The following is a 22,697-nucleotide window of genomic DNA, read 5'->3' as shown; positions in this document are numbered from 1 at the left end:
GAAAGTCCCCTTAAGCCTGCAACGTTATTGTTTCGATTCGGTGCTGGCGTTTTCCTGGCTGGAGGAAATTGCTCGTGCTTTGATACCCGGACGAATGCGTTGCAAACCGGAAACGATCACCCGATCGCCAGCCTGCAAGCCAGAGGTGACAACCCACTGGTCGCCGATGGCTTTGCTGGCTTCAATTTCGCGTAGCTGCACAACATCGTCTTTATCCAGAATGAGCGCCGTTGCTTTACCCTGGGCGTTGTGGGTGACGCCTTCCTGCGGCACCAGTAATACATTCTGGCGGCTACCTTCATCCACTAATGCCGTGACGTACATGCCAGGCAGCAAGTCACCATTTGGGTTGGGGAAAATCGCCCGTAACGTCACGGAGCCCGTGGTTTCATCCACCGTCGGGTCGGAGAATTTCAGCGTGCCGGTCTGGCTGTAGCGTTTACCATTTTCCAGATTGAGCTGTACTGGCGTACTGCCCTGAACCTGTTTGATTTGCCCACTGGCGACCTCTTCTTTCATGCGTAAGAAATCTTGCACCGACTGCGTGAGATCGACATAAATCGGGTCCAGACGTTGTACGGTAACCAGCGAATCTGCCTGATTAGCGGTAACGAGTGCGCCGACGGTCACCGACGATTTCCCGCTGACGCCCGTAATCGGCGAGGTGACATTCGCGTATTGCAGATTGATCGTCGCCTGTTCAACAGCCGCTTTGGCGACGGTGACATTGGCTTCTGCTTCATTCAACTGGGTGCGCGCGGTGTCGTAATCCTGACGGCTAACGTAGTTGGTCTTCAGCAACGATGCCTGGCGGTTAAAGGTGATGCGGGCATTGCTGGCGGTAGAGAGCGCTTTCGCCAGCGAGCCTTTGGCGGAGTTTAGCTCGGCCTGTAAAGGTGCAGGATCAATCTGATACAGCGAATCGCCCTGGTTCACTTTATCGCCTTCGATAAAGTTGCGTTTAATGATAATACCGCCCACCTGGGGACGTATCTCGGCAACTTCATAAGGAACGGTTCTACCGGGCATTTCGCTCAACACATTGACCGAACCGGGGGAGAGTGTGACGACACCGACCTCAGGCGTCATGGCGGCGGCGTTTTCCGCCGATTTGTCATCGCAGGCGGTGAGCATCGCGCCGCAGAATAACAACGGTATTAACAGCTTTCTTCTTCTGTTCATTTTAGTCCCTGAAAATTCTTGAGAAATAACGGTTCTTTAAATTGCGCGCGAGGAGAGATATGAGGGATTTACAGACCAGCGGCATAGTGGGGTTGTCAGCCAGTAAGGTGGGATACAGGTATAGTGATCGACATGGTGAGGTCAACGACAAAAAAAATGTTGCCGTTCTGCCAACAGTTCCTGCCAGCATTCGGGCAACGAAGGGTTCTACTGGTGGATACACATACCAGGGGAATAAAGTCGTTTTAGCCTCTCCTTTAGTAATCACCGGGGGTAATGAAATCAGCATCTGCATCCCTCGTCATGCCAGCCATCAATTTCAGTTGCTTATGTCCTGACTAAAAATAAGATGTGATACCCAGGGTGACGATGTCGCTCATACGTCTTAGTTTCAGCTTGTACATAATGTTGAATTTCTGAATCTTTAATGTTTGTTGCGAAATATTGAGCGTCGACGTGATATTGCTTTCATTTTTATTTTTCAGAATCAGTTGCATAATTTTGAACTGATTATGTGAAAAACATAATTGTGAATTCTTATGGGGCAAGTGTTTACCATAAGTAATCTCAAGAAGATTTTTGATACTTTCTTTGCGGCTAACAAAATAAATAGGCGCTTTAGCTTTTAGTTTACTGATGTGATAAGGTGCCAAAACAATAATTCTCTCGGCATCTAATTTCTCCAGAAATTTAATCGCTTCTTCATCAAGGATATGATTGTGATAGGTATCAATGATAACCTTGAAGGGTTTATTGCCTACTTTTTTGATCTCTGACAGGGAATTGATTTTTATCATTTCGTGATTATCTTTCAACTGCCAAAAGCCCTGTAAAAGAAAAGAATCTTTCGTCATGAGAAAAATCATAACTTGCTCCTTAGCCGTTATCGTTTCGAACATGTCATCCTTTTCATTATTTACATCCTTGTCCGAATCGTTGTTCAATATAGTAAACGCCTATAAGAACTTTGCCCTTCGTGAACTAATACGTCTATTAACACTAATCAATACTTCAGATTTATCCATCACGCACTCCATATATTGATCCTAAGTAAGATTCCTGGTTGTTATCAGTTTGTAAACAGTAAACAAAAAGTTAACGTTTGCGGATTACTGCCCAAGAATAAGTTATCAATAACCAGTTTGTGATCTCTGAAGAATATTACTAAAGTTAAAATGTAATCCGATTTAAATATCGAGTCTCCTTGTTTCGACTTAAGCTGGCAATTGGATTGCCAGCTTTCTTTTAACGCATTGAAATTACCTGAGTAAATAACGCATTCATGTCTTCAGGTTTTTATATAGCGTCTGGAGACACGGATATTTATGCAATGTAATCAATGCCAGTTGCAAAAAAATGAACCCGGATTACTTATTTAACCGCCCATAGCATCAACGCTTACGGAACTCTTTGTTCACTTTCCCACTGCACTTTTAAAACATTAAACCTGACTACGGAAAATATCAGCCATGATAATGTTTGAAATGGCTAATTTGCCATGGAGTGAAAAAAATTAGATGAAATTCAGTAGGTTGAAATAATCACTAGCAGGTAATTATTTCAATGATAGTGCGCAATTGATCTACAACGCTGCGTAGCGGTGAGAGTATTAATCGGATCATAGTCACATCAAGTGACTATGATCCGGGTGACATCCGGGATAATTATTGCTGCTTAACGAACAAACTGGCGAAGCTGAACAGGCTGGCGGCGCTAAATATCAGTTCAATTCCCACCAGTGTGGAAACCAGCGTTACAGACACCATCGGCGTTGCACCAAGGAATATCCAGGCAATGACGATATCCAGCACACCAATAACGAGCTGTAGCCAGCTGCCTTTCATTGAACGCTGACGATACCAACTCATCAGGCGAATAACCCCTGCAACACAGAACAAACCGGCAATAAATGCCGCAATGGCAAAAATGCCCAGCTCCGGTGCGCGGATGAAGAAATAGCCGATCAATAAATAGGCGACTGCGACGAGGAAACCGGATAATACCGGCCAGAAATTATGACTGCGGTTGCTGAATAACCCGACAATAAGCGCAATGCCCGAGCAGATTAATAATGCACCCACTACTGTGCTTAAAATATCGCCAGAGACGAACGGGAAACTGATACACAGCAACCCGACGATAAACAACAGCACGGCAATAAACTGGATTGCTCTGCGATGTTTTTTAAGCATCTCCAGATCAAACTTCAAAATTGTTGCCTTATCTATATATAACATAGAACCACCCTATAAAATTAAGAAGAAAATCCCCTGCTATCAATCTATGCCAAAAACGCGTCTAAGAATGCAGTCGATTTAATAAAAATTTCCTAATTACAGTATCTGATGCATCTGTAACTCATTGTATTGAAATAAAAATATCTGATTTTGATATTTTCTATCAACATGACATATACAGAAAACCAGGTTATAACCTCAGTGTCGAAATTGATTCGTGACGGCTCTTTCACTTTATAGTTGAGGATATTACGATGAAAAAAGTATTAGGCGTTATTCTTGGTGGTCTGCTTCTTCTGCCAGTTGTAAGCAATGCAGCGGATGCGCAAAAAGCAGCTGATAACAAAAAACCGGTCAACTCCTGGACCTGTGAAGATTTCCTGGCTGTGGACGAATCCTTCCAGCCAACTGCAGTTGGTTTTGCTGAAGCGCTGAACAACAAAGATAAACCAGAAGATGCGGTTTTAGATGTTCAGGGTATTGCAACCGTAACCCCAGCTATCGTTCAGGCTTGTACTCAGGATAAACAAGCCAACTTTAAAGATAAAGTTAAAGGCGAATGGGACAAAATTAAGAAAGATATGTAATTCCGGGAATGCGTTACATCGTACTTCCTTGCATATTGAACAGGCCGGAATATCTTCTTTAAAAGCAGCTATTCCTCCTGTTCATATATAATCTCTATATTGAATGGGTTACAAAATGAATATTTCATCTCTCCGTAAAGCGTTTATTTTTATGGGCGCTGTAGCGGCTTTGTCACTGGTGAACGCACAATCTGCGCTGGCAGCCAATGAATCCGCTAAAGATATGACCTGCCAGGAATTTATTGATCTGAATCCAAAAGCAATGACCCCGGTTGCATGGTGGATGCTGCATGAAGAAACAGTATATAAAGGTGGCGATACCGTTACTTTAAATGAAACCGATCTCACTCAAATTCCTAAAGTGATCGAATACTGTAAGAAAAACCCGCAGAAAAATTTGTATACCTTCAAAAATCAAGCATCTAATGACTTGCCGAATTAATGAGGTACAAGTAAAAAGGAGTAGCAAGTTGAGCCATCTTGCTGCTCCTTTTTGCATTTTTATATGACAGCAGAATTTATTATACGTCTTATACTTGCGGCAATTGCCTGTGGCGCTATTGGCATGGAAAGGCAAATGCGCGGCAAAGGAGCAGGGTTACGCACACATGTATTAATTGGCATGGGAAGCGCCCTGTTTATGATTGTTTCGAAATATGGTTTTGCTGACGTGCTGTCTTTAGATCACGTCGGACTCGACCCCAGCCGTATTGCTGCTCAGGTGGTGACGGGCGTCGGGTTTATCGGTGCAGGTAACATTCTCGTTCGTAACCAAAATATTGTAGGTCTGACGACGGCAGCGGATATCTGGGTGACCGCCGCCATAGGTATGGTTATTGGCAGCGGTATGTACGAACTGGGTATTTATGGTTCAGTGATGACCTTGTTGGTGCTGGAAGTCTTCCATCAATTAACCTTCCGCCTGATGAACAAAAATTACCATTTACAGCTGACATTAGTGAACGGTAATACGGTATCAATGCTCGACTGGTTTAAGCAGCAAAAAATAAAAACGGATTTAGTTTCGTTGCAGGAAAATGAAGATCATGAAGTGGTCGCCATTGATATCCAGCTTCATGCCACAACGTCGATAGAAGACCTGTTGCGATTATTAAAAGGTATGGCAGGGGTGAAAGGCGTTTCAATTAGCTAATCTGTGTGGCAGCGTAGCCAGACTCACCGTAAGCCTGAAATTCACACCAGATAATCAATATGCTGATGGCGTACCAGCTCATTGATCCGCTTAAGATTGAGGATCATCATGATATTGTGTTTATGGCAGTAGAACGTTTTTAGCGATATTTTCAGTTTCTCCAGAATATCTTCCGTTGTCATTTGATTCGCAATGCAGCTCAGAACCTGATGTTGCTTGCGCGAAAGTGACACATTCGCTTCAGGCACAGAGCAGTAACTGCCATTGATGAGTGCGACAAAATCAATGATAGTGATAGTCCGCGGAACAAAGGTCACCGGTACTTTCCCCAGACAGCGTTTAATATTAAAGGGGGAGAAAATAATCACATGGACAGGTTTTAATCGTTCAATTTGAGTGAGAAAATTAGAATGAAATACATTATTCATTAATGTATCAATAATGACGAAGGCATTCTGATGCAACATTACGTCGATCTCTTCTTCGTTCTGTATATGAACGACATTACCTTTACTCAGAATGTTTTTCATCGCGGTGAAGAACATCGTATCCCTGGTAATTATAAGAAACATAACCGACTCCTGGTGCGGACATTAACTTTATAATCAGTTTGCCAAAGGTAATTAACAGGACAGGGCTTATAATAATAATAGTTAGCTTACTGTATATTAATTTTATGTAATACATGATGCAGATGCTGAGAAAGCATCTGCATCTTTCGGTGGTGTTATTTGACCAGCTCAGGTGTTACCTGACTCACCGCATTGGTGTAGTAAGGCGCACCCCAGCCCGGTTCCGGCCAGAATGCACCATAGCCGTAATCCCACAGGTTATAGGTGGTATTAACCACTTCTCTCAAATGCCACACCTGGATGCCCTGCATATTCACTTCCAGGAAGTTATACGGGACTTTATTGATAAAGCCTGGTTGTTCACCCTGAATGGTACCGAGGATGGTAACAAAGTGATTACGATAGTTCACTGGATCAAGGAAGCCGCTTTGTCTGGCGAGCAGTCGGCCCTGATAGTTGGCTTCAATATCAGGCTTCGCATAGCTATCCAACGGTAATACAGCGATTTCTAACAACGTATCCGTTTTGCCATTGATAACGTTGATAACCTTCCCACCAAAGCGCGCTTGTTGACCAACATATAACCCCGGCTGGTTATGAACAGCAACAAAACTTTTTTGAATATCAGGTTGGTTATTGCCTTTGATATTTTGCGGAATTGAACTACATGCGGCAAGCAAAAATGAAAGGCTGAGGATGAGTGCACCTTTTGTCATGTTCATGTTACTATCCTTATCAACAAATATTAAAACCATAATAGATATTTCTTTATAGTTTTCATCTGATTCTGAGGTGATATGCCTGATAGTAACGTAAACCTGTCTGATGTTTATATCCCTTCTGTTTAGTTCAATTCCGTTATTTTGGGGCGTGGTATGAGTATCCATCGCCCAATAATATAACCCTTTGTTTTAAAATTACATAAAATCTATTTTTATTCAATAATTATAAAGTGCTAATAATCAATATTATGGTATTATATTCTGATAATGATTTGATAAGCGAATTCTTTTGCCAGATGGTATTTCTATTTCCACCCCATAATTTATATCTTTTTCATTAGGAAGTGGCCTCTTTAAATAAGGCGTGTGTGACATTTTTTTGGGGTTAAGCGTCTCGTATTGAAATACTTCGAACTGATATTCAGACATTTCTGCCCATGTTTGAATTTTATTGTATCGAGAGAGTGTCGCAAAGGCTTTAACTTGCTTATAACATTGTTTTTGGAATTCTTGCTGATATGTTAATATGTCATTGTATGAAAGATTGGTTATCCTAGCCTCTAAAAATTTAATTATTGTCGAAGCAATTTCCGCTTTTGCTCGTAAAAAGTTGTCATTAATGGTTAATAATGTTGAAAATAAACCTTCGATTTGTTTGTCAAGATATTGTCCATCTTTATATAATTTGGGGGTAGGGTGTTCTTTATGTAAAAAATAGTGTCACCTAAATTTGCGTCAGTGAAATTTATATTAAGTAGATCTTCGAAATAAAACCTTGACAAGGTTAGAACGAACCCGGACAGGTTCTGTCCTGTCATATTGAAATCAATAAAGTTGGTTCCGGCAAAGACTTTCATCCTGTTTTTATTTTCACTGTGCTCAATATATAACTTCGTCATTTTTTGATACAGGCTTTGAATATCTTTTATATTAGTTGGTAAGTCAGCTCGTTGTTCAGCAATAAAATTAGTATCTGAAAACATGGTTTGGACACTGAATGTTATGGGTATTCCCTCTTCTACGCTAATTTTAGTTATGATTGCCTTGTCGGGTTTAGGATTAGCGACAACAATGATTCGACATTCAGCACTTTTGTTTTTTTCATATCTAATGTTATTAATCTGATTAAGTATTGATTGTGTCTGTTGCGTAAGTGGTGTCGAACTTATCGTTTCAATGTTATTAATAAGACTTACAAGTTGAACCACAACTTTTGAGTAGTCTGCATTTGTATATGTGGTGTTCGTGTGGCATGCATTAATTTGTTGGAGTTGTTGTTGCGCTAAATCAAATTGTTCAGGGTTGTATCCTTCTCCAGAGAATGTGGAATTAATGGGGTGTTGTTCTTCCCGATTATCACAAGGCCACTTCGGTGTGTCTGGCGTTTTAACATCGTCGGTATTTGTTGTGCGGTTATAAATGTCACCGTTATATGTATTTATTATACCTGGGGTAAAGTCAATTGACATAACATTCCTTATTCATCATCTGTTTATGCTAGGATTTTTAAATTGGATAATTAGAACAGGAATGGATTTTCTTCTACACACAATAAATATAATGCGTCATATCTTCCTGATATAATTACCTTTGACTTCCCTTTTATCTCCACCCGGTAATATTTGTGTATAAAAAAGGGCAGTGATAGTATCGTAAAAGAATACGTTAATAACTATCAAAAAGCGCTCATTTTAAAAAGTTATTATGTTCTCCGATAGTGTGTAAAGTGATATTTTTGTGATGTTTTAGATGTGTAATAATGAACCAGGTTAAAGTGTATTTAAAAATGTGTTGTATTGGCGACTGAAATCTGCCCTTTAAAAGGGGGGATGGTACTGAGACAAAGAGACATTGCTTCTCCAATAAAATGTCAGAGAAGCATGATTACGTGGTTATTGTCTGCTGATGACTTACTGACCGAGCCGTCATCATTCTCAATGCATTAGTTAAAACATTTGTAATTTTTAAGGATTATCCTATCTATGATTTTCTACTTAGAAGGATATGGCACTAACTATGCATCTTATAGTTTACTGCTGGCATCTATTTAAAATAGCAATTGAGTCAAATAGCCCATCAAGATAGCCATACCTAATATAACCGTCAGGAATGCAGCTATCATCGGCATTCTGAACATTGATTTAAGTAATATCACTTCCGTCAGGCTTGCGCCGGCACTGCCGATGATTAATGCCATTAATGCTCCCAGACCCATTCCTTTTGTCATCAGAACAGATGCCAGAGGGATAACCGCCTCAGCCCGGATATACAGCGGAATACCGACAACGGCGCTTAATGGGATGGCGAAGGGATTATCTGCTCCTGCATGAGCGGCAATCCACGCTGAGGGAATAAAGCCATAAATAAAAGAGCCTATTAATACCCCTAACAAAAGATATGGCAGTACATCTTTAAACTGTTGCAACGCATCTTTGGTGGCTAGTTTTATGGGATTAATACTTACTACAGCTTTGGTACTGCAACAGGTAACTACGGGGTTCTCAATGGCTTTAGCCGCTGGACTACAACAACTCACTTTTATGGGCGTATATGTCGTTCCCGGCGAAGTTTTTGCTAGAGCACAACAATTTGCTGATGAGCTTTTACTGGCAATGATATGACGTTCAAACCCCAGAGAATCTAGGATAATACTGGCAAGAACGGAGACGCCGGCGGCGATAATCGCGTACAACAAGGTGACTTTCCAACCAAAGGTCATCCACATTAGTCCGACGATAATGGGATTAAGTAATGGTGAAACAAATAAAAAAGTGAGAGTCGGACCAAACCCGGCTTTCGCTGACAACAATCCACGTAACATGGGTATTGTCGAGCAACTACAGAACGGGGTAACGGCTCCCAACAGAGCAGCCAGGAGATAGCCTCTCCCTTTTCTGGCCCCCATCATCTGCTGGATTTTATGGTCTGGCACCTTTTGTCTTATCAGGCTGACACCGGCACTAATCACTATAAACAGCAACGAAAGCTCGACGGCGAGAAACACAAACATCTCTGCGGCATCTTGCAGCATCGCAAGCCAACTACTCATACGTAACCTCATTGGATAAATCTATATTTCCAGAATAATCGAAATGAAATTCAGATCAAGATATTTCTGGTATTATCGAAATATCAACCAGACAAAGGGGGTGTCATATGCAGTTGGAAGAAGTTGCTAAAGCGCTGAAAGAGCTAGGTCACCCGACCCGTTTGTTCATATTCAAACACCTGGTCAAAGCGGGGGAGCAAGGTTTGCCGGTCGGTGAGTTGCAAAAGCAGCTTGGGATACCCGGCTCTACACTCAGTCACCATATTTCAGCACTGGTATCGGTAGGGCTGGTTAAACAAAACCGTGAGAGTCGGACGCTGATGTGTGTTTCGCAATACGCAATGCTGGAAGCGATAATTGAATTCTTACGCGAGGAGTGCTGCGTAAATAGCAAAATTGCCTGATGCGCTACGCGCTACAGATTTCATGCCATGCACGGTTTTGTAGGTCGGATAAGACGCGTTAGCGTCGCATCCGACATAAACAAAGCGCACTTTACCAACTATGGGCAGTGGATATCGCCGCTTTATTTCAACCGCTTACCCGCTTCATCAACCACTTTCTCGCCATCTTCCTTGGAGAATGCGCCTTTTTGCGCATCTGGCAGAATTTCCAGCACCACTTCTGAAGGGCGGCACAGGCGAGTTCCCAGCGGCGTCACCACAATCGGGCGATTAATCAGAATCGGGTGCTGAAGCATAAAGTCGATTAACCGATCGTCAGTAAATTTATCTTCTGCAAGGCCCAGTTCCTCATACGGCTCGACGTTTTTACGCAACAGCGCGCGTACGGAAATCCCCATATCGGCAATGAGTTTTACCAGTTCATCGCGCGTTGGTGGTGTTTCCAGATAATGGATAATGGTCGGTTCTGTACCGCTGTTGCGGATCATCTCCAGCGTATTACGCGATGTGCCGCAGGCCGGGTTGTGATAAATGGTAATGTTGCTCATATCAGTATCTCATTACAAAGTGAAAGAGAGACGAAGCGCCAGCGCGACGAGTGTCACAAACAGCACAGGCAGGGTCATGATAATCCCTGTACGGAAGTAATATCCCCAGCTGATAGTCATATTCTTCTGCGAAAGTACGTGCAGCCAGAGCAGCGTAGCCAGGCTACCAATTGGGGTAATTTTCGGTCCCAAATCGCAGCCAATCACATTGGCATAAACCATCGCTTCTTTGATAACGCCAGATGCCGTGCTGCCATCAATGGACAACGCGCCAACCAGTACCGTCGGCATATTGTTCATAATAGAAGAGAGGAAGGCGGTGAGGAATCCGGTGCCGAGCGTCGCGGCCCACAGGCCGTTATCCGCCAGCACGTTGAGTACGCCAGAAAGATATTCCGTTAATCCGGCATTGCGCAGGCCATAAACCACCAGATACATGCCGAGCGAGAAGATGACAATCTGCCAGGGGGCACCGCGCAGGACTTTACCCGTATTAATCGCATGACCGCGTTTAGCGACGACAAATAATATCAGCGCGCCCACAGCTGCAATGGCGCTCACCGGAATGCCGAGCGGTTCCAGGACGAAAAATCCCACCAGCAGAAGCAGTAAAACAACCCAGCCAGTTTTGAACGTAGCAGGATCTTTGATCGCTTCTGCGGGAGATTTCAGCAGCGCCATATCGTAGTTCTGCGGAATATCTTTGCGAAAATAGAGATGTAACATCACCAGCGTGGCAACAATCGCGGCGATATCCACCGGCACCATCACCGAGGCGTATTCGCGAAAGCCGAGGCCAAAGAAATCAGCGGAAACGATATTCACCAGGTTGGAGACAATAAGCGGCAGGCTGGCGGTATCGGCAATGAATCCGGCCGCCATCACGAACGCCAGCGTAGTGCCTTTACTGAACCCTAAAGCCAGCAGCATGGCGATGACAATCGGTGTCAAAATAAGCGCCGCGCCATCATTGGCAAACAGGGCGGCAACGGCAGCACCGAGCAGGACAATCCAGGTAAACAGCAAGCGACCACGACCATTACCCCAGCGTGAGACGTGCAGCGCCGCCCATTCAAAAAAGCCGGACTCATCTAGCAGCAGGCTGATGATAATGACGGCGATAAACGCAGCCGTCGCGTTCCAGACGATATTCCACACCACCGGAATATCACCCGGATGGACCACGCCCGTAACTAACGCCAGTACTGCGCCGAGCGTTGCACTCCAGCCGATGCCTAAACCTTTCGGCTGCCAGATAACCAATACGATGGTCAGGACAAAGATAGCGCCTGCCAGTAACATAATGCCTCCCGGATAAAACACATCTGAAAATTCATATGTGTTTAGCTAAATTTTTAACTGCAAATGTTCTTACTGTCCCCGGAACAGTTTTGTCGAGCCAGGTTGCGGACAATCGCCTGAACCTTTTCCTGTTCACATCGCCAGGCCTCATCAATAATTTTCGCCGCCCATGCTGGAATATGCGGTGATAAGCGGTAATGAACCCACTTACCTTGCTTGCGGTCCAGCAATAGCCCGCTTTCACGCAGCAATGCCAGGTGGCGGGAGATCTTGGGCTGCGACTGGTCGAGAGCAGTGCAGAGATCGCAGACGCATAACTCTCCCAGTTCGCTGAGCAGTAAAACGATGCCCAGACGGGTTTCATCAGCAAGAATTTTGAACAATTGGATGGGTAACAGAAATGACATATTGCGCTCCTGATTGTTGCAGGTAGTGTCTCTCTTCGAAGCGGATAAGTCAAAAACATATATGACTTAACGAATGTGTAAGTGCAGAGGAAGGTAATAGGTGTGAATTTTGAGTTGGCTATTCATTTGAAAGGAGGTCTGAATCAGGACGTAAAAAAACCGACTTTGCGTCGGTTTTTTACTTTCCAGCCCTGAGTTGGTGGCACTGGCTGGAGTGAGAATGCCATTATCTAACGCATCAATGCTAATACCATACTGAAACTATTGCAAGGACATGCTGGTTTTATAACCTGAATGTACTGTATGATTATCCAGTTAGCTCTGAGGCATTTTCACTCTGGTAATGCGCATAAACGCTTTCAAAGTCCTGGTCAGAAGTACGGGTGGTGCCGTTAACTGATGCTCTGGCCGGAGTGAGAATGCCATTATCTAACAATAGGGCATGCGCCGTGACAGGCAGTGGATGAGTAAGCGGATGCATTCTCACTCCATCGCATGGAGAAAACGGGTGATTGATAAAGCAATCATCGTTCTTGGGGCGTTAATTGCGCTGCTGGAACTGATCCGCTTTCTGCTTCAGCTTCTGAACTGATAGCGGAAACGTAATTAAGGGCTAAGAGCACACTACTCTTAGCCCTTTAACATTTAACGCATTGTCACGAACTCTTCTGCCGCCGTTGGGTGAATGGCGACGGTATTGTCGAAGTCTTTTTTGGTTGCACCCATCTTCAGCGCCACCGCGAAGCCCTGCAACATTTCGTCCATACCAAAGCCAATGCCGTGAATACCGACAATCTTCTCTTCCGATCCAACGCACACCAGCTTCATGCGGCACGGCTGGCGGTGAGTGGTGACGGCGGTATACATCGCGGTGAAAGAGGATTTATACACTTTCACCTGATCGTCGCCATACTGCTCGCGCGCCTGCGGTTCCGTTAAACCAACAGTACCAATCGGCGGATGGCTGAAGACCACGGTCGGAATGTTGCTGTAATCCAGATGCTCATCCGGCTTGTTATTAAACAGGCGTTCAGAGAGACGGCGACCCGCTGCAACTGCCACCGGTGTCAGCTCCACTGCACCCGTGTTATCGCCCACCGCGTAAATACCTTCAATATTGGTGTTTTGATATTTATCGACGACGATATAGCCTTTTTCGTTAGTTTTAACGCCAGCGGCTTCCAGGTTGATGTTGTCATTGGCAGGCTCGCGACCAATCGCCCAAATCAGGCAATCCACCGTTTCACTGCGACCATCTTCCAGCTCCAGCGTCAGGCTACCATCGGCATTTTTCACTACCGCTTTCGGGATGGCGTTGGTGTGCAGCTGCGGGCCTTCGGCGTTCATCACTTCGACCAGCGTTTCGGAAATCATCGGGTCGAAGCTGCGCAGCGGCGCATGTTTACGCACAAACAGATGCGTTTTCGCGCCGAGGCCGTTAATCACGCCCGCCAGCTCAACGGCGATGTAACCCGCGCCAACAACCGCCACGCGCTCTGGCAAAGCAGGAAGGGCGAAGAAGCCATCAGAATCAATACCGTATTCCACGCCCGGAATATCCGGGTGGCTCGGACGACCGCCTGTGGCGATCAGAATATGATCGGCCGTGATGGTTTCGCCGTTTACCTCCAGCGTTTTGGCATCAACGAAGCGGGCAAAGCCTTTGATTACATCAACGTTATTTTTACCGAGCACGTTTTCATAGGAAGTATGAATACGGTCGATATAGGCGGTACGGCTGGCGATCAACGTTTCCCAGTTGAATTTATTGATAGTGGTATCAAAACCATAATCCGGGCCGTACATATGGATCGCTTCACGGATTTGCGCCGCGTGCCACATCACTTTTTTCGGCACACAGCCAACATTTACGCAGGTGCCGCCCAGCTCTTTGGCTTCAATCAGCGCACATTTCTGGCCGTACATAGCCGCGCGGTTGATGGAGGCGATACCGCCGCTGCCGCCGCCGATGGCGATGTAATCATAGTGTTTAGTCATGACAAAGTGTCCTTATCGTTGATTACCGCGATTGTAGCGCGAGACGTAATAGGTGCCAGCAATGGCTGCAATTACTCCGGCACGATCCAGCTTACGGTGGCGTGCCCGGTGCCTGCCGGAACCAGTTTGCTGTGCAGCCACGGCAGCACGTTATTCATCTGCTGTTCCAGTTTCCACGGCGGGTTAATCACAATCATGCCGGAAGCGGTCATGCCACGGCGATCGCTGTCTGGCAGTACCGCCAGTTCAATTTGCAGAATTTTGCGAATACCGGTCGCTTCCAGATCGTGGATCATGCGCTTAATTTGCTGACGCAGCACCACCGGATACCACAGTGCGTAAGTACCAGTGGCGAAACGTTTGTAACCTTCTGCTATCCCGCTGACCACCGCCTGATAGTCGGTTTTCATTTCATACGGCGGGTCGATAAGGATTAAACCACGGCGGGAAACCGGCGGCAGTTTGGCCTTAAGCTGCTGGAAACCATCGGCTTTTTCGACGCGCGCACGGCTGTCTTTCTGAAATTCAGAACGCAGCAACGGGTAATCGCTCGGGTGCAGTTCGGTCAGTTGCAGGCTGTCTTGTTCGCGCAGTAGCTGGCGAGCAATCAATGGCGAACCGGGGTAGTAACGCAACTGACCGCTACGGTTGAAGTGTTTTACCACATTGATGTACGCCTCCAGTTCTGCGGGCAAATCGTCCTGCTGCCAGATACGGGCGATGCCTTCGAGATATTCGCCGGTACGCTCGGCATGTTCGCTGCCTAACTGATAACGCCCGGCCCCTGCGTGGGTGTCGAGATAGAGAAACGGTTTATCTTTCTCTTTCAGCGACTCGATGATCAGGCTCTGAACGGTATGTTTAAGGACGTCGGCGTGGTTGCCAGCGTGAAAGCTGTGGCGATAACTGAGCATGGGTAAAGGTGTTCCGGTAAGTAAAAATCGGCCCGTATTCGGGGCGCACAAAAGCGTATCAGGACAGTATACCGAAAAGAGGCCGCCGCCGCGAAAGCGTAACGTTTCTCATTGAAATTCACTACACTTAACCCCATGCTACACACATTATGTAAAGCGCCTGTTGAGCGCTTCCTTAACCTCTTTAACCAGGACTGCGCGAATGACGAATCCGTTACTGACTCCCTTTGAATTGCCTCCGTTTTCTAAAATTCTCCCGGAACATGTCGTTCCAGCCGTGACTAAGGCGCTGAACGACTGCCGCGAAAATGTGGAGCGCGTAGTAGCGCAAGGAGCACCGTACACCTGGGAAAATCTCTGCCAGCCGTTGGCGGAAGTGGACGATGTGCTGGGGCGTATCTTCTCCCCGGTCAGCCACCTGAACTCGGTGAAAAATAGCCCGGAACTGCGTGAAGCGTACGAACAAACCCTGCCGCTGCTGTCGGAATACAGCACCTGGGTAGGGCAACATGAAGGGCTGTATAAAGCGTATCGCGACCTGCGCGATGGCGATCATTACGCCACGCTGAACACGGCTCAGAAAAAAGCGGTTGATAACGCACTGCGCGACTTCGAACTCTCTGGCATCGGTCTGCCAATAGAGAAACAACAACGCTACGGTGAGATTGCCACTCGTCTTTCCGAGCTGGGCAACCAGTACAGCAACAACGTCCTCGATGCGACGATGGGCTGGACCAAACTCGTTACCGACGAAGCGGAGCTGGCGGGGATGCCTGAAAGCGCGCTGGCTGCGGCAAAAGCCCAGGCCGAAGCGAAAGAGCTGGAAGGCTACCTGCTGACGCTGGATATCCCAAGCTACCTGCCGGTAATGACCTACTGCGACAACCAGGCCTTGCGTGAAGAGATGTATCGCGCTTACAGCACCCGCGCCTCCGATCAAGGCCCGAACGCCGGTAAATGGGATAACAGCAAGGTGATGGAAGAGATCCTCGCTCTGCGTCACGAACTGGCGCAACTGCTGGGCTTTGAAAACTACGCCTTTAAATCCCTTGCCACTAAAATGGCAGAAAACCCGCAGCAGGTGCTGGATTTCTTAACCGATCTGGCAAAACGCGCGCGTCCGCAAGGCGAAAAAGAGCTGGCACAACTGCGCGCCTTTGCCAAAGCCGAATTTGGCGTCGATGAGTTGCAGCCGTGGGATATCGCGTACTACAGCGAAAAACAAAAACAGCACCTCTACAGCATCAGCGACGAGCAGCTGCGTCCGTACTTCCCAGAAAACAAAGCGGTTAACGGCCTGTTTGAAGTGGTGAAACGTATTTACGGCATCACCGCTAAAGAGCGTAAAGATGTTGATGTCTGGCATCCGGATGTACGTTTCTTCGAACTGTATGACGAAAATAACGAACTGCGCGGCAGCTTCTACCTCGATCTGTATGCCCGTGAAAACAAGCGCGGCGGGGCGTGGATGGATGACTGCGTAGGCCAGATGCGTAAAGCTGATGGTTCGCTGCAAAAACCGGTCGCGTATTTGACTTGTAACTTCAACCGCCCGGTAAATGGTAAACCGGCGCTGTTCACTCACGACGAAGTGATCACCCTGTTCCACGAGTTCGGTCACGGCCTGCACCATATGCTGACCCGCATCGAAACCGCTGGTGTTTCCGGTATCAGCGGTGTGCCGTGGGATGCGGTCGAACTGCCGAGTCAGTTTATGGAAAACTGGTGCTGGGAGCCGGAGGCGCTGGCGTTTATCTCCGGTCACTATGAAACCGGCGAACCGCTGCCGAAAGAGTTGCTGGATAAAATGCTGGCGGCGAAGAACTACCAGGCGGCGCTGTTTATTCTGCGTCAGCTGGAGTTCGGCCTGTTTGATTTCCGCCTTCATGCCGAGTTCCGCCCGGATCAGGGGGCAAAAATCCTCGAAACTCTGGCAGAAATCAAGAAACTGGTTGCCGTGGTGCCATCTCCGTCCTGGGGCCGTTTCCCGCACGCTTTCAGCCATATTTTCGCCGGTGGTTATGCGGCAGGTTACTACAGCTACCTGTGGGCTGACGTACTGGCGGCAGATGCTTTCTCGCGCTTTGAGGAAGAGGGCATTTTCAACCGTGAAACCGGGCAGTCGTTCCTCGACAACATTCTGAGCCGTGGCGGTTCAGAAGAGCCGATGGATCTGTTCAAACGCTTCCGTGGTCGTGAACCGCAGCTGGATGCGATGCTGGAGCATTACGGCATTAAGGGCTGATCATTCAGTGAAAATCTGCTTAATTGATGAAACAGGCGCCGGAGACGGCGCCTTATCTGTTCTGGCGGCCCGCTGGGGGCTGGAGCACGATGAAGACAACCTGATGGCGCTGGTGTTAACGCCGGAACATCTGGAATTGCGCAAGCGTGATGAGCCAAAACTTGGCGGCATCTTTGTTGATTTTGTTGGCGGAGCGATGGCGCACCGACGCAAATTCGGCGGTGGTCGCGGTGAGGCGGTGGCGAAAGCGGTGGGCATTAAAGGCGATTATTTGCCGGATGTGGTGGATGCCACCGCAGGGCTGGGGCGCGATGCCTTTGTGCTGGCTTCAGTCGGCTGCCGCGTGCGGATGCTGGAGCGTAATCCAGTCGTTGCCGCATTGCTCGACGACGGCCTGGCGCGTGGTTATGCGGATGCGGAAATCGGCGGCTGGTTGCAGGAGCGGTTGCAGTTAATTCACGCCTCCAGCCTGACGGCGCTGACTGATATTACCCCGCGCCCGCAGGTGGTTTATCTCGACCCGATGTTCCCGCATAAGCAGAAAAGCGCGCTAGTGAAAAAAGAGATGCGTGTCTTTCAGTCGCTGGTGGGACCGGATCTTGATGCCGATGGATTACTGGAGCCTGCACGCTTGCTGGCGACCAAACGCGTGGTGGTAAAGCGCCCGGACTACGCGCCACCGCTGGCGAATGTCGCCACGCCAAACGCGGTAGTCACTAAAGGGCATAGGTTTGATATTTATGCAGGTACGCCAGTGTAAAAGTAAACCAGGGTAGCGATAACGCTACCCTGCTTTCTGCAAGAATAATTAATGGCTTTCCGGCGTCGCAATCATGCGTTTCAGCCACGGCACCATCAACAGCATCACTACTGCAACGCCCAGTGTGACCAGACCAATCTTACCAAACACGTTGGTATAGACGGGCAACGTCTCAAGCGGATCGGTAATGTTGTCCGGCACCGCGGTAAATGTTGCCACATAGCCGCCCAGCAAGAACGCGGCAGCCTGCGTCAGGAACCACATCCCGAGAATAAAGCCCATCAAATGCTGCGGCACCAGGGCAGCAATCATCGCCAGGCCAAGGGCGCTAATAAACAGTTCACCTAAGCTCTGGAATAAGTACACCAGCACGATAAACCATGGCGATGTCAGCCCCTGGGCATCCGCAAACCACATTCCCGCAGCTGCAGCCGTCAAAAAGCCCAGAGAGCACATAAACATGCCGAGAGTAAATTTCATCGGCATCGAGAGGTCTTTGCCTTTGTTACCCAGATGCGTGTAAATGCCTGCCAGTATTGGGCTGGCGAGTACCACCCAGAACGGGTTAAGCGCCTGGAAGCTGACCGGGTTGATGGAAAAACCGAGAATTTCATGATGCACGTTGTTGATGGCAAAGAAGTTCAGCGATGTTGGCATCTGGGCGTAGAGAATGTAAAACACCACCGCTTCGAGCATCAGGACAAAGGCGACAAACATTTTATTGCGCCCGGTTTTATCCAGCTTGAATGCCTGACGAAAGAAGATGATGGTGACGACGATGGAGAGAACAATCAGCACCAGATTGGCGACTTCTACGTTGTGCATCAGCCATGCACATACGAAGATCATCACCACGCTGCCAAGTAATACGTACAACAGTTTGCTGAAGCTCATCGGCTTGAAGTCGGGTTCAGAACCAATGTCTTTCACCATTCCACGACAGGCGATGTAAACCAGTAATGCGATAATTAACCCCGCCCCGCACAGGTTGTAGGTGACTGAATAACCGAATCTATCAGCGATCACAGGGGCCAGCGATAACGCTATCAACGAGCCGATATTGATCGACATATAGAACAGGGTGAATGCGCCATCAAGCCGCGGATCTTTCGGCGGATAGCACTTCGAAAGCAAGCTGGCTGGGTTAGCTTTAAACAGGCCGTTACCGACAGCGATAGTCCCCAGGGCGATGAAAATCAGGTCAGGCTTAAGTAGCGACATGCCGGTCATGAAGTAGCCAATCGCCAGCACAAGTGCTCCGAGAACAATGGTGCGTTTGGTCCCCAGCAGGTGGTCGCCGACATAGCCGCCAATGGAAATGAGGCCATAGACCAGCGCAGCAAAAGCACCAAAAGTGACAAAAGCCTGCTCTTGCGAGAATCCAAGCTGTTTAACGAAGAAAACCGCCAGTACGCCCTGCACGCCGTAGTAGCCGAATCGCTCCCATAACTCGACAAAAAAGATCATGAAAAATGGGCGAGGTTGCTGCAGCATCCCCATGGGTGTTGTTGTATTCATATTTATTAACCTTCCAATACCATCCTGAAAAGTATGAACGCGTAAGGGATAACGCGCGAAAAAGTTTACATCTGTCAGAGATTCTTAATATTGATGCGGTGAATAGATTAATGCACTATTACAACAGAAAATAACCAGCTGATCACACTAATGATGGAAAATATGATGGTGTTAAATGTTGTATTGGCAGGAGATTTTGATTGCGTACGCAGATCGTAGGCCAGATAAGGGGTTTACGCTGCATCAGGTAACAAGGCGCGCCAAAAAGCAAAACGCCCGCATATGCGGGCGTTCAGGAACACGTCGTGGAGGGATGATTATTCTTCTTCGTCGCGCAGCGGAACAATCAGCATATCAACGTGAACGGTGTTGATCAGCTGACGTGCGGAAGACATCAGTTTGCTCCAGAAGTCCTGGTGGTGACCACAAACCACCAGATCCATATCGTATTTCTTGATTGCATCGACCAGAACCTGGCCCAGGTCGCCGCTGCCGCTCAGGGTTTCAGTGATTGGGTAGCCTGCATTAGTGGAAAGCTCGGTCAGCGCATGATGTGTCTCTTCAGAGATGCGTTTCTGCATATCACCCAGATTCACATCAATAAGCCCGGTGTATAGGTCAGAGTAGTTTACATCTACGTGGATCAGAGAAACTTTCGCATTGTAGGGGCGAGCCATAGAGACTGCTTTCTCTACCAGAACTTTGCTTTCCGGGGAGAGATCGACTGCGATGAGAATGTGTTTATAAGCCATAGTGTTACTCCTTCCATAAAGTTGTCGATGACTGGCCAGCTAGCGTTTCTTGTGCCGTTACGTCACCCGCGTCCTGCGAACTACGTGCGCGGGGCTAACCCAGCCGTAAAGATTCAGTGTTAAGACCATCCTTACCTTATAGCGACCCGGATGATCCGTCAATCCGCCTTGCTTACCCGTTAGATAAACAAATTTTCGACATGAATATATTGATAGTGGTTAACCTTCTGGAAAAAAAACAACCTGATCTCCTACACTATCTATAGAGCCGCTCGGATGTTGGTCACCACAAAAGCGGTTTCTCCAGGACCTGGTGTTAACTGATTGGCAGCGTATCGGGAGCGGTAGCCCCGGGGTGGAACTCCGCGGGCAGGTCGCCGGGGAGGAGGTATGATAAGCACCGTCGCATTATTTTGGGCTTTATGTGTCGTTTGCATTGTTAACATGGCGCGCTATTTCTCATCACTACGCGCGTTGTTAGTGGTACTGCGTAACTGCGATCCATTGCTCTATCAATATGTTGATGGAGGGGGCTTTTTTACCTCACATGGCCAACCCAACAAACAGGTGCGTCTCGTTTGGTATATCTATGCCCAACGTTATCGCGATCATCACGATGATGAGTTTATTCGCCGCTGTGAGCGGGTGCGTCGGCAGTTTATTCTGACCAGCGCATTGTGTGGTCTGGTGGTGGTCAGCCTGATTGCCTTGATGATTTGGCATTAAGCACTTCAGCAATAATAACGCATAAAAAAAGCGGGCCAGTAAACTGACCCGCTCGTTTTGGTGCGTACGATTACAGGAACTGCAAGGAGAGCCAGTACAACCCGCCGGAAAGCAGTACCGCAGCCGGAAGGGTAAACACCCAGGCCATCAGAATACTGGTTACGGTTTTACGCTGTAAGCCGCCGCCATCTACCACCATCGTCCCCGCGACAGAAGAGGAGAGTACGTGAGTAGTGGAAACCGGCATCCCGGTATAACTCGCCAGGCCGATAGACACTGCCGCCGTCATCTGGGCAGACATCCCCTGAGCATAGGTCATGCCTTTCTTACCGATTTTCTCACCGATAGTCGTTGCCACACGACGCCAGCCAATCATCGTACCGATACCTAACGCCAGCGCGACCGCCATGATGATCCACACCGGTGCATACTCGATGGTGCTAAGCATGTCGGACTTCAGTTTCTTCAACAGGCGCTGATCGTCAGCACTCACGCCAGGCATCTTCACCACTTTGTCGATAGTGTCAGAAACGCACAGCATAATGCGACGCATCTGGCTACGTTGATCAAGCGACAGCTTGTCGTAGCTTTCCACATCGGTGGTCAACATGCCTTTCAGGCGGTTGAGCGCGTTAATGGTATTCGACGGATGGCAATGGAACTCCGCAGGTTGCGTTGCGCCAGCTTCCGGAGCCGGTACTAACTGATCAGCACCGGTAGCTTGTTTCAGCAGCGCAGGATGCTGCTCAAAGTAAGCTTCGACGTTGTTGATGGCATCACGGGTACGGGTGATTTCGTAGCCAGTGGCATTCATGTTCACTACGAAGCCTGCTGGTGCGACACCAATCAATACCAACATAACCAGACCAATGCCTTTCTGACCATCGTTTGCGCCGTGCGAAAACGCCACGCCGATAGCGGAAAGGATCAGCGCGATACGCGTCCAGAACGGCGGCTTTTTCTTGCCGTCTTTCTTTTCACGCTCCGCTGGGGTCAGGTGGATACGGGCGCGTTTCTTGGTGCCGCTCCAGTAGCGACGCAGCAAGAAAATCAGACCGCCAGCAAACACCAGGCCGACAATAGGGGAAACGATCAGAGAACCGAAAATACTTAATACTTTCGGGATATTGAGTGCATCCACCACTGACGTCCCGGTCATCAACGCATTGGTTAAACCAATCCCGATGATCGCGCCAATCAGCGTATGAGAGCTGGATGCAGGTAAACCAAAGTACCAGGTACCCAGGTTCCAGATAATCGCCGCCAGCAACATAGAGAACACCATGGCAAGGCCATGAGACGATCCCATATTAAGCAGCAGATCCGTCGGCAGCATATGCACAATGGCATAGGCAACACTCAGACCACCCAGCAAAACACCCAAAAAGTTGAACACCGCCGCCATAACCACGGCGAGCTGAGAACGCATCGCGCGGGTATAGATAACGGTTGCCACGGCGTTGGCTGTGTCATGGAAACCATTGATGGCTTCGTAGAACAGCACAAAAGCCAGTGCAAGCAATAATAACAGCCCGGTATGCAAATCCAGGCCAGCAAACAAATGTAGCATAGGACGTTACGCCATTTTGAGGACATGAACGCGGCGCATTATCAGTGACTT

At 47.7% G+C, this 22,697-nt stretch carries 24 protein-coding genes and 1 pseudogene; 10 read left to right on the top strand and 15 right to left on the bottom strand.

The window, feature by feature from the left end:
• Positions 1-24: 24 nt before the first annotated feature.
• Positions 25-1,134 carry a multidrug transporter subunit MdtE gene (gene mdtE / locus HUZ68_RS21910; protein ID WP_306308513.1) on the bottom strand — a complete coding sequence of 370 codons (1,110 nt, stop codon included), beginning with the start codon at positions 1,132-1,134 and terminating at the stop codon, positions 25-27.
• Positions 1,135-1,241: 107 nt separating this feature from the next.
• Here mdtE and HUZ68_RS21905 point away from each other — a divergent pair, with 107 nt between their 5' ends.
• Positions 1,242-1,520: a hypothetical protein gene (locus tag HUZ68_RS21905; protein ID WP_001205333.1), complete on the top strand. Its 279-nt coding sequence runs from the start codon at positions 1,242-1,244 to the stop codon at positions 1,518-1,520.
• On the opposite strand, the gene gadE is transcribed toward HUZ68_RS21905, so the two are convergent.
• Both gadE and hdeD read right to left on the bottom strand, forming a co-directional pair.
• Positions 1,521-2,048, bottom strand: coding sequence for an acid resistance transcriptional activator GadE (gadE, locus tag HUZ68_RS21900; protein ID WP_000576690.1), 528 nt, complete (start codon positions 2,046-2,048; stop codon positions 1,521-1,523). It lies immediately after the preceding gene.
• A 798-nt stretch (positions 2,049-2,846) separates the two neighbouring features.
• Entirely contained in the window at positions 2,847-3,419 is a 573-nt protein-coding gene (gene hdeD, locus HUZ68_RS21895) for an acid-resistance protein HdeD (RefSeq protein WP_000965672.1), read from the bottom strand.
• Positions 3,420-3,673: 254 nt separating this feature from the next.
• Here hdeD and hdeA point away from each other — a divergent pair, with 254 nt between their 5' ends.
• The 3 genes from hdeA (at position 3,674) to HUZ68_RS21880 (ending at position 5,159) form a co-directional block, all read left to right on the top strand.
• Positions 3,674-4,006: an acid-activated periplasmic chaperone HdeA gene (gene hdeA, locus HUZ68_RS21890; RefSeq protein ID WP_000756550.1), complete on the top strand. Its 333-nt coding sequence runs from the start codon at positions 3,674-3,676 to the stop codon at positions 4,004-4,006.
• A 115-nt stretch (positions 4,007-4,121) separates the two neighbouring features.
• Complete coding sequence (hdeB, locus tag HUZ68_RS21885) at positions 4,122-4,448, top strand: acid-activated periplasmic chaperone HdeB (protein WP_001298717.1); 327 nt, start codon at positions 4,122-4,124, stop codon at positions 4,446-4,448.
• Positions 4,449-4,511: 63 nt separating this feature from the next.
• Positions 4,512-5,159 (top strand): MgtC/SapB family protein, encoded by a 648-nt coding sequence (locus tag HUZ68_RS21880; RefSeq protein WP_001296814.1) that lies wholly within the window; start codon positions 4,512-4,514, stop codon positions 5,157-5,159.
• Positions 5,160-5,200: 41 nt separating this feature from the next.
• Here HUZ68_RS21880 and HUZ68_RS21875 read toward each other — a convergent pair whose 3' ends face one another.
• From HUZ68_RS21875 to HUZ68_RS21860, 4 genes and pseudogenes are all read right to left on the bottom strand, one after another.
• Entirely contained in the window at positions 5,201-5,731 is a 531-nt protein-coding gene (locus HUZ68_RS21875) for a helix-turn-helix transcriptional regulator (RefSeq protein WP_000478621.1), read from the bottom strand.
• Positions 5,732-5,886: 155 nt separating this feature from the next.
• Complete coding sequence (gene slp, locus HUZ68_RS21870; protein WP_001057453.1) at positions 5,887-6,453, bottom strand: outer membrane lipoprotein Slp; 567 nt, start codon at positions 6,451-6,453, stop codon at positions 5,887-5,889.
• 353 nt (positions 6,454-6,806) lie between these two features.
• Positions 6,807-7,922 (bottom strand): annotated as a pseudogene (locus HUZ68_RS21865) (hypothetical protein).
• A 578-nt stretch (positions 7,923-8,500) separates the two neighbouring features.
• The gene (locus tag HUZ68_RS21860; protein ID WP_000100270.1) at positions 8,501-9,502 is read right to left on the bottom strand and encodes a permease; all 1,002 of its coding nucleotides are present in this window, start codon (positions 9,500-9,502) and stop codon (positions 8,501-8,503) included.
• Between the two features lie 107 nt (positions 9,503-9,609).
• On the opposite strand from HUZ68_RS21860, the gene HUZ68_RS21855 reads away from it, so the two are divergent.
• Positions 9,610-9,906: an ArsR/SmtB family transcription factor gene (locus tag HUZ68_RS21855; RefSeq protein WP_001175589.1), complete on the top strand. Its 297-nt coding sequence runs from the start codon at positions 9,610-9,612 to the stop codon at positions 9,904-9,906.
• A 122-nt stretch (positions 9,907-10,028) separates the two neighbouring features.
• Here HUZ68_RS21855 and arsC read toward each other — a convergent pair whose 3' ends face one another.
• From arsC to arsR, 3 genes are read right to left on the bottom strand one after another with little or no spacing between them, the layout of a single operon-like run.
• A complete protein-coding gene (gene arsC / locus HUZ68_RS21850; protein ID WP_000065769.1) occupies positions 10,029-10,454 on the bottom strand; it encodes a glutaredoxin-dependent arsenate reductase in 426 nt (141 codons plus the stop codon).
• 12 nt (positions 10,455-10,466) lie between these two features.
• A complete protein-coding gene (arsB, locus tag HUZ68_RS21845; protein ID WP_001324556.1) occupies positions 10,467-11,756 on the bottom strand; it encodes an arsenite/antimonite:H(+) antiporter ArsB in 1,290 nt (429 codons plus the stop codon).
• 53 nt (positions 11,757-11,809) lie between these two features.
• The gene (gene arsR / locus HUZ68_RS21840; RefSeq protein ID WP_000008957.1) at positions 11,810-12,163 is read right to left on the bottom strand and encodes an As(III)-sensing metalloregulatory transcriptional repressor ArsR; all 354 of its coding nucleotides are present in this window, start codon (positions 12,161-12,163) and stop codon (positions 11,810-11,812) included.
• 508 nt (positions 12,164-12,671) lie between these two features.
• Here arsR and dinQ point away from each other — a divergent pair.
• A complete protein-coding gene (gene dinQ, locus HUZ68_RS21835; RefSeq protein ID WP_001295215.1) occupies positions 12,672-12,755 on the top strand; it encodes a damage-inducible type I toxin DinQ in 84 nt (27 codons plus the stop codon).
• 53 nt (positions 12,756-12,808) lie between these two features.
• On the opposite strand, the gene gorA is transcribed toward dinQ, so the two are convergent.
• Entirely contained in the window at positions 12,809-14,161 is a 1,353-nt protein-coding gene (gene gorA, locus HUZ68_RS21830; RefSeq protein ID WP_000160808.1) for a glutathione-disulfide reductase, read from the bottom strand.
• 71 nt (positions 14,162-14,232) lie between these two features.
• A complete protein-coding gene (gene rlmJ, locus HUZ68_RS21825; protein WP_000954225.1) occupies positions 14,233-15,075 on the bottom strand; it encodes a 23S rRNA (adenine(2030)-N(6))-methyltransferase in 843 nt (280 codons plus the stop codon).
• Between the two features lie 202 nt (positions 15,076-15,277).
• Here rlmJ and prlC point away from each other — a divergent pair, with 202 nt between their 5' ends.
• Both prlC and rsmJ read left to right on the top strand, forming a co-directional pair.
• Positions 15,278-17,320 carry an oligopeptidase A gene (gene prlC, locus HUZ68_RS21820; RefSeq protein ID WP_001295214.1) on the top strand — a complete coding sequence of 681 codons (2,043 nt, stop codon included), beginning with the start codon at positions 15,278-15,280 and terminating at the stop codon, positions 17,318-17,320.
• 7 nt (positions 17,321-17,327) lie between these two features.
• The gene (gene rsmJ / locus HUZ68_RS21815) at positions 17,328-18,080 is read left to right on the top strand and encodes a 16S rRNA (guanine(1516)-N(2))-methyltransferase RsmJ (protein ID WP_000686608.1); all 753 of its coding nucleotides are present in this window, start codon (positions 17,328-17,330) and stop codon (positions 18,078-18,080) included.
• 48 nt (positions 18,081-18,128) lie between these two features.
• Here the strand turns inward: rsmJ and dtpB are convergent, their stop codons facing one another.
• Positions 18,129-19,598, bottom strand: coding sequence for a dipeptide/tripeptide permease DtpB (gene dtpB, locus HUZ68_RS21810; protein ID WP_001098647.1), 1,470 nt, complete (start codon positions 19,596-19,598; stop codon positions 18,129-18,131).
• A 165-nt stretch (positions 19,599-19,763) separates the two neighbouring features.
• Between dtpB and HUZ68_RS21805 the strand changes: the two genes are divergently transcribed.
• Positions 19,764-19,817 carry a hypothetical protein gene (locus tag HUZ68_RS21805; protein WP_212591402.1) on the top strand — a complete coding sequence of 18 codons (54 nt, stop codon included), beginning with the start codon at positions 19,764-19,766 and terminating at the stop codon, positions 19,815-19,817.
• A gap of 98 nt (positions 19,818-19,915) precedes the next feature.
• On the opposite strand, the gene uspA is transcribed toward HUZ68_RS21805, so the two are convergent.
• Complete coding sequence (gene uspA, locus HUZ68_RS21800; protein WP_000323571.1) at positions 19,916-20,350, bottom strand: universal stress protein UspA; 435 nt, start codon at positions 20,348-20,350, stop codon at positions 19,916-19,918.
• Between the two features lie 390 nt (positions 20,351-20,740).
• On the opposite strand from uspA, the gene uspB reads away from it, so the two are divergent.
• Positions 20,741-21,076: a universal stress protein UspB gene (uspB, locus tag HUZ68_RS21795; protein ID WP_000626187.1), complete on the top strand. Its 336-nt coding sequence runs from the start codon at positions 20,741-20,743 to the stop codon at positions 21,074-21,076.
• A 70-nt stretch (positions 21,077-21,146) separates the two neighbouring features.
• On the opposite strand, the gene pitA is transcribed toward uspB, so the two are convergent.
• Complete coding sequence (pitA, locus tag HUZ68_RS21790; protein WP_000902780.1) at positions 21,147-22,646, bottom strand: inorganic phosphate transporter PitA; 1,500 nt, start codon at positions 22,644-22,646, stop codon at positions 21,147-21,149.
• Positions 22,647-22,697 lie beyond the last annotated feature (51 nt).

This window comes from Shigella dysenteriae (assembly GCF_022354085.1).
GTDB lineage: Bacteria > Pseudomonadota > Gammaproteobacteria > Enterobacterales > Enterobacteriaceae > Escherichia > Escherichia coli.
This window is presented reverse-complemented; position numbering and strand designations above follow the sequence as displayed.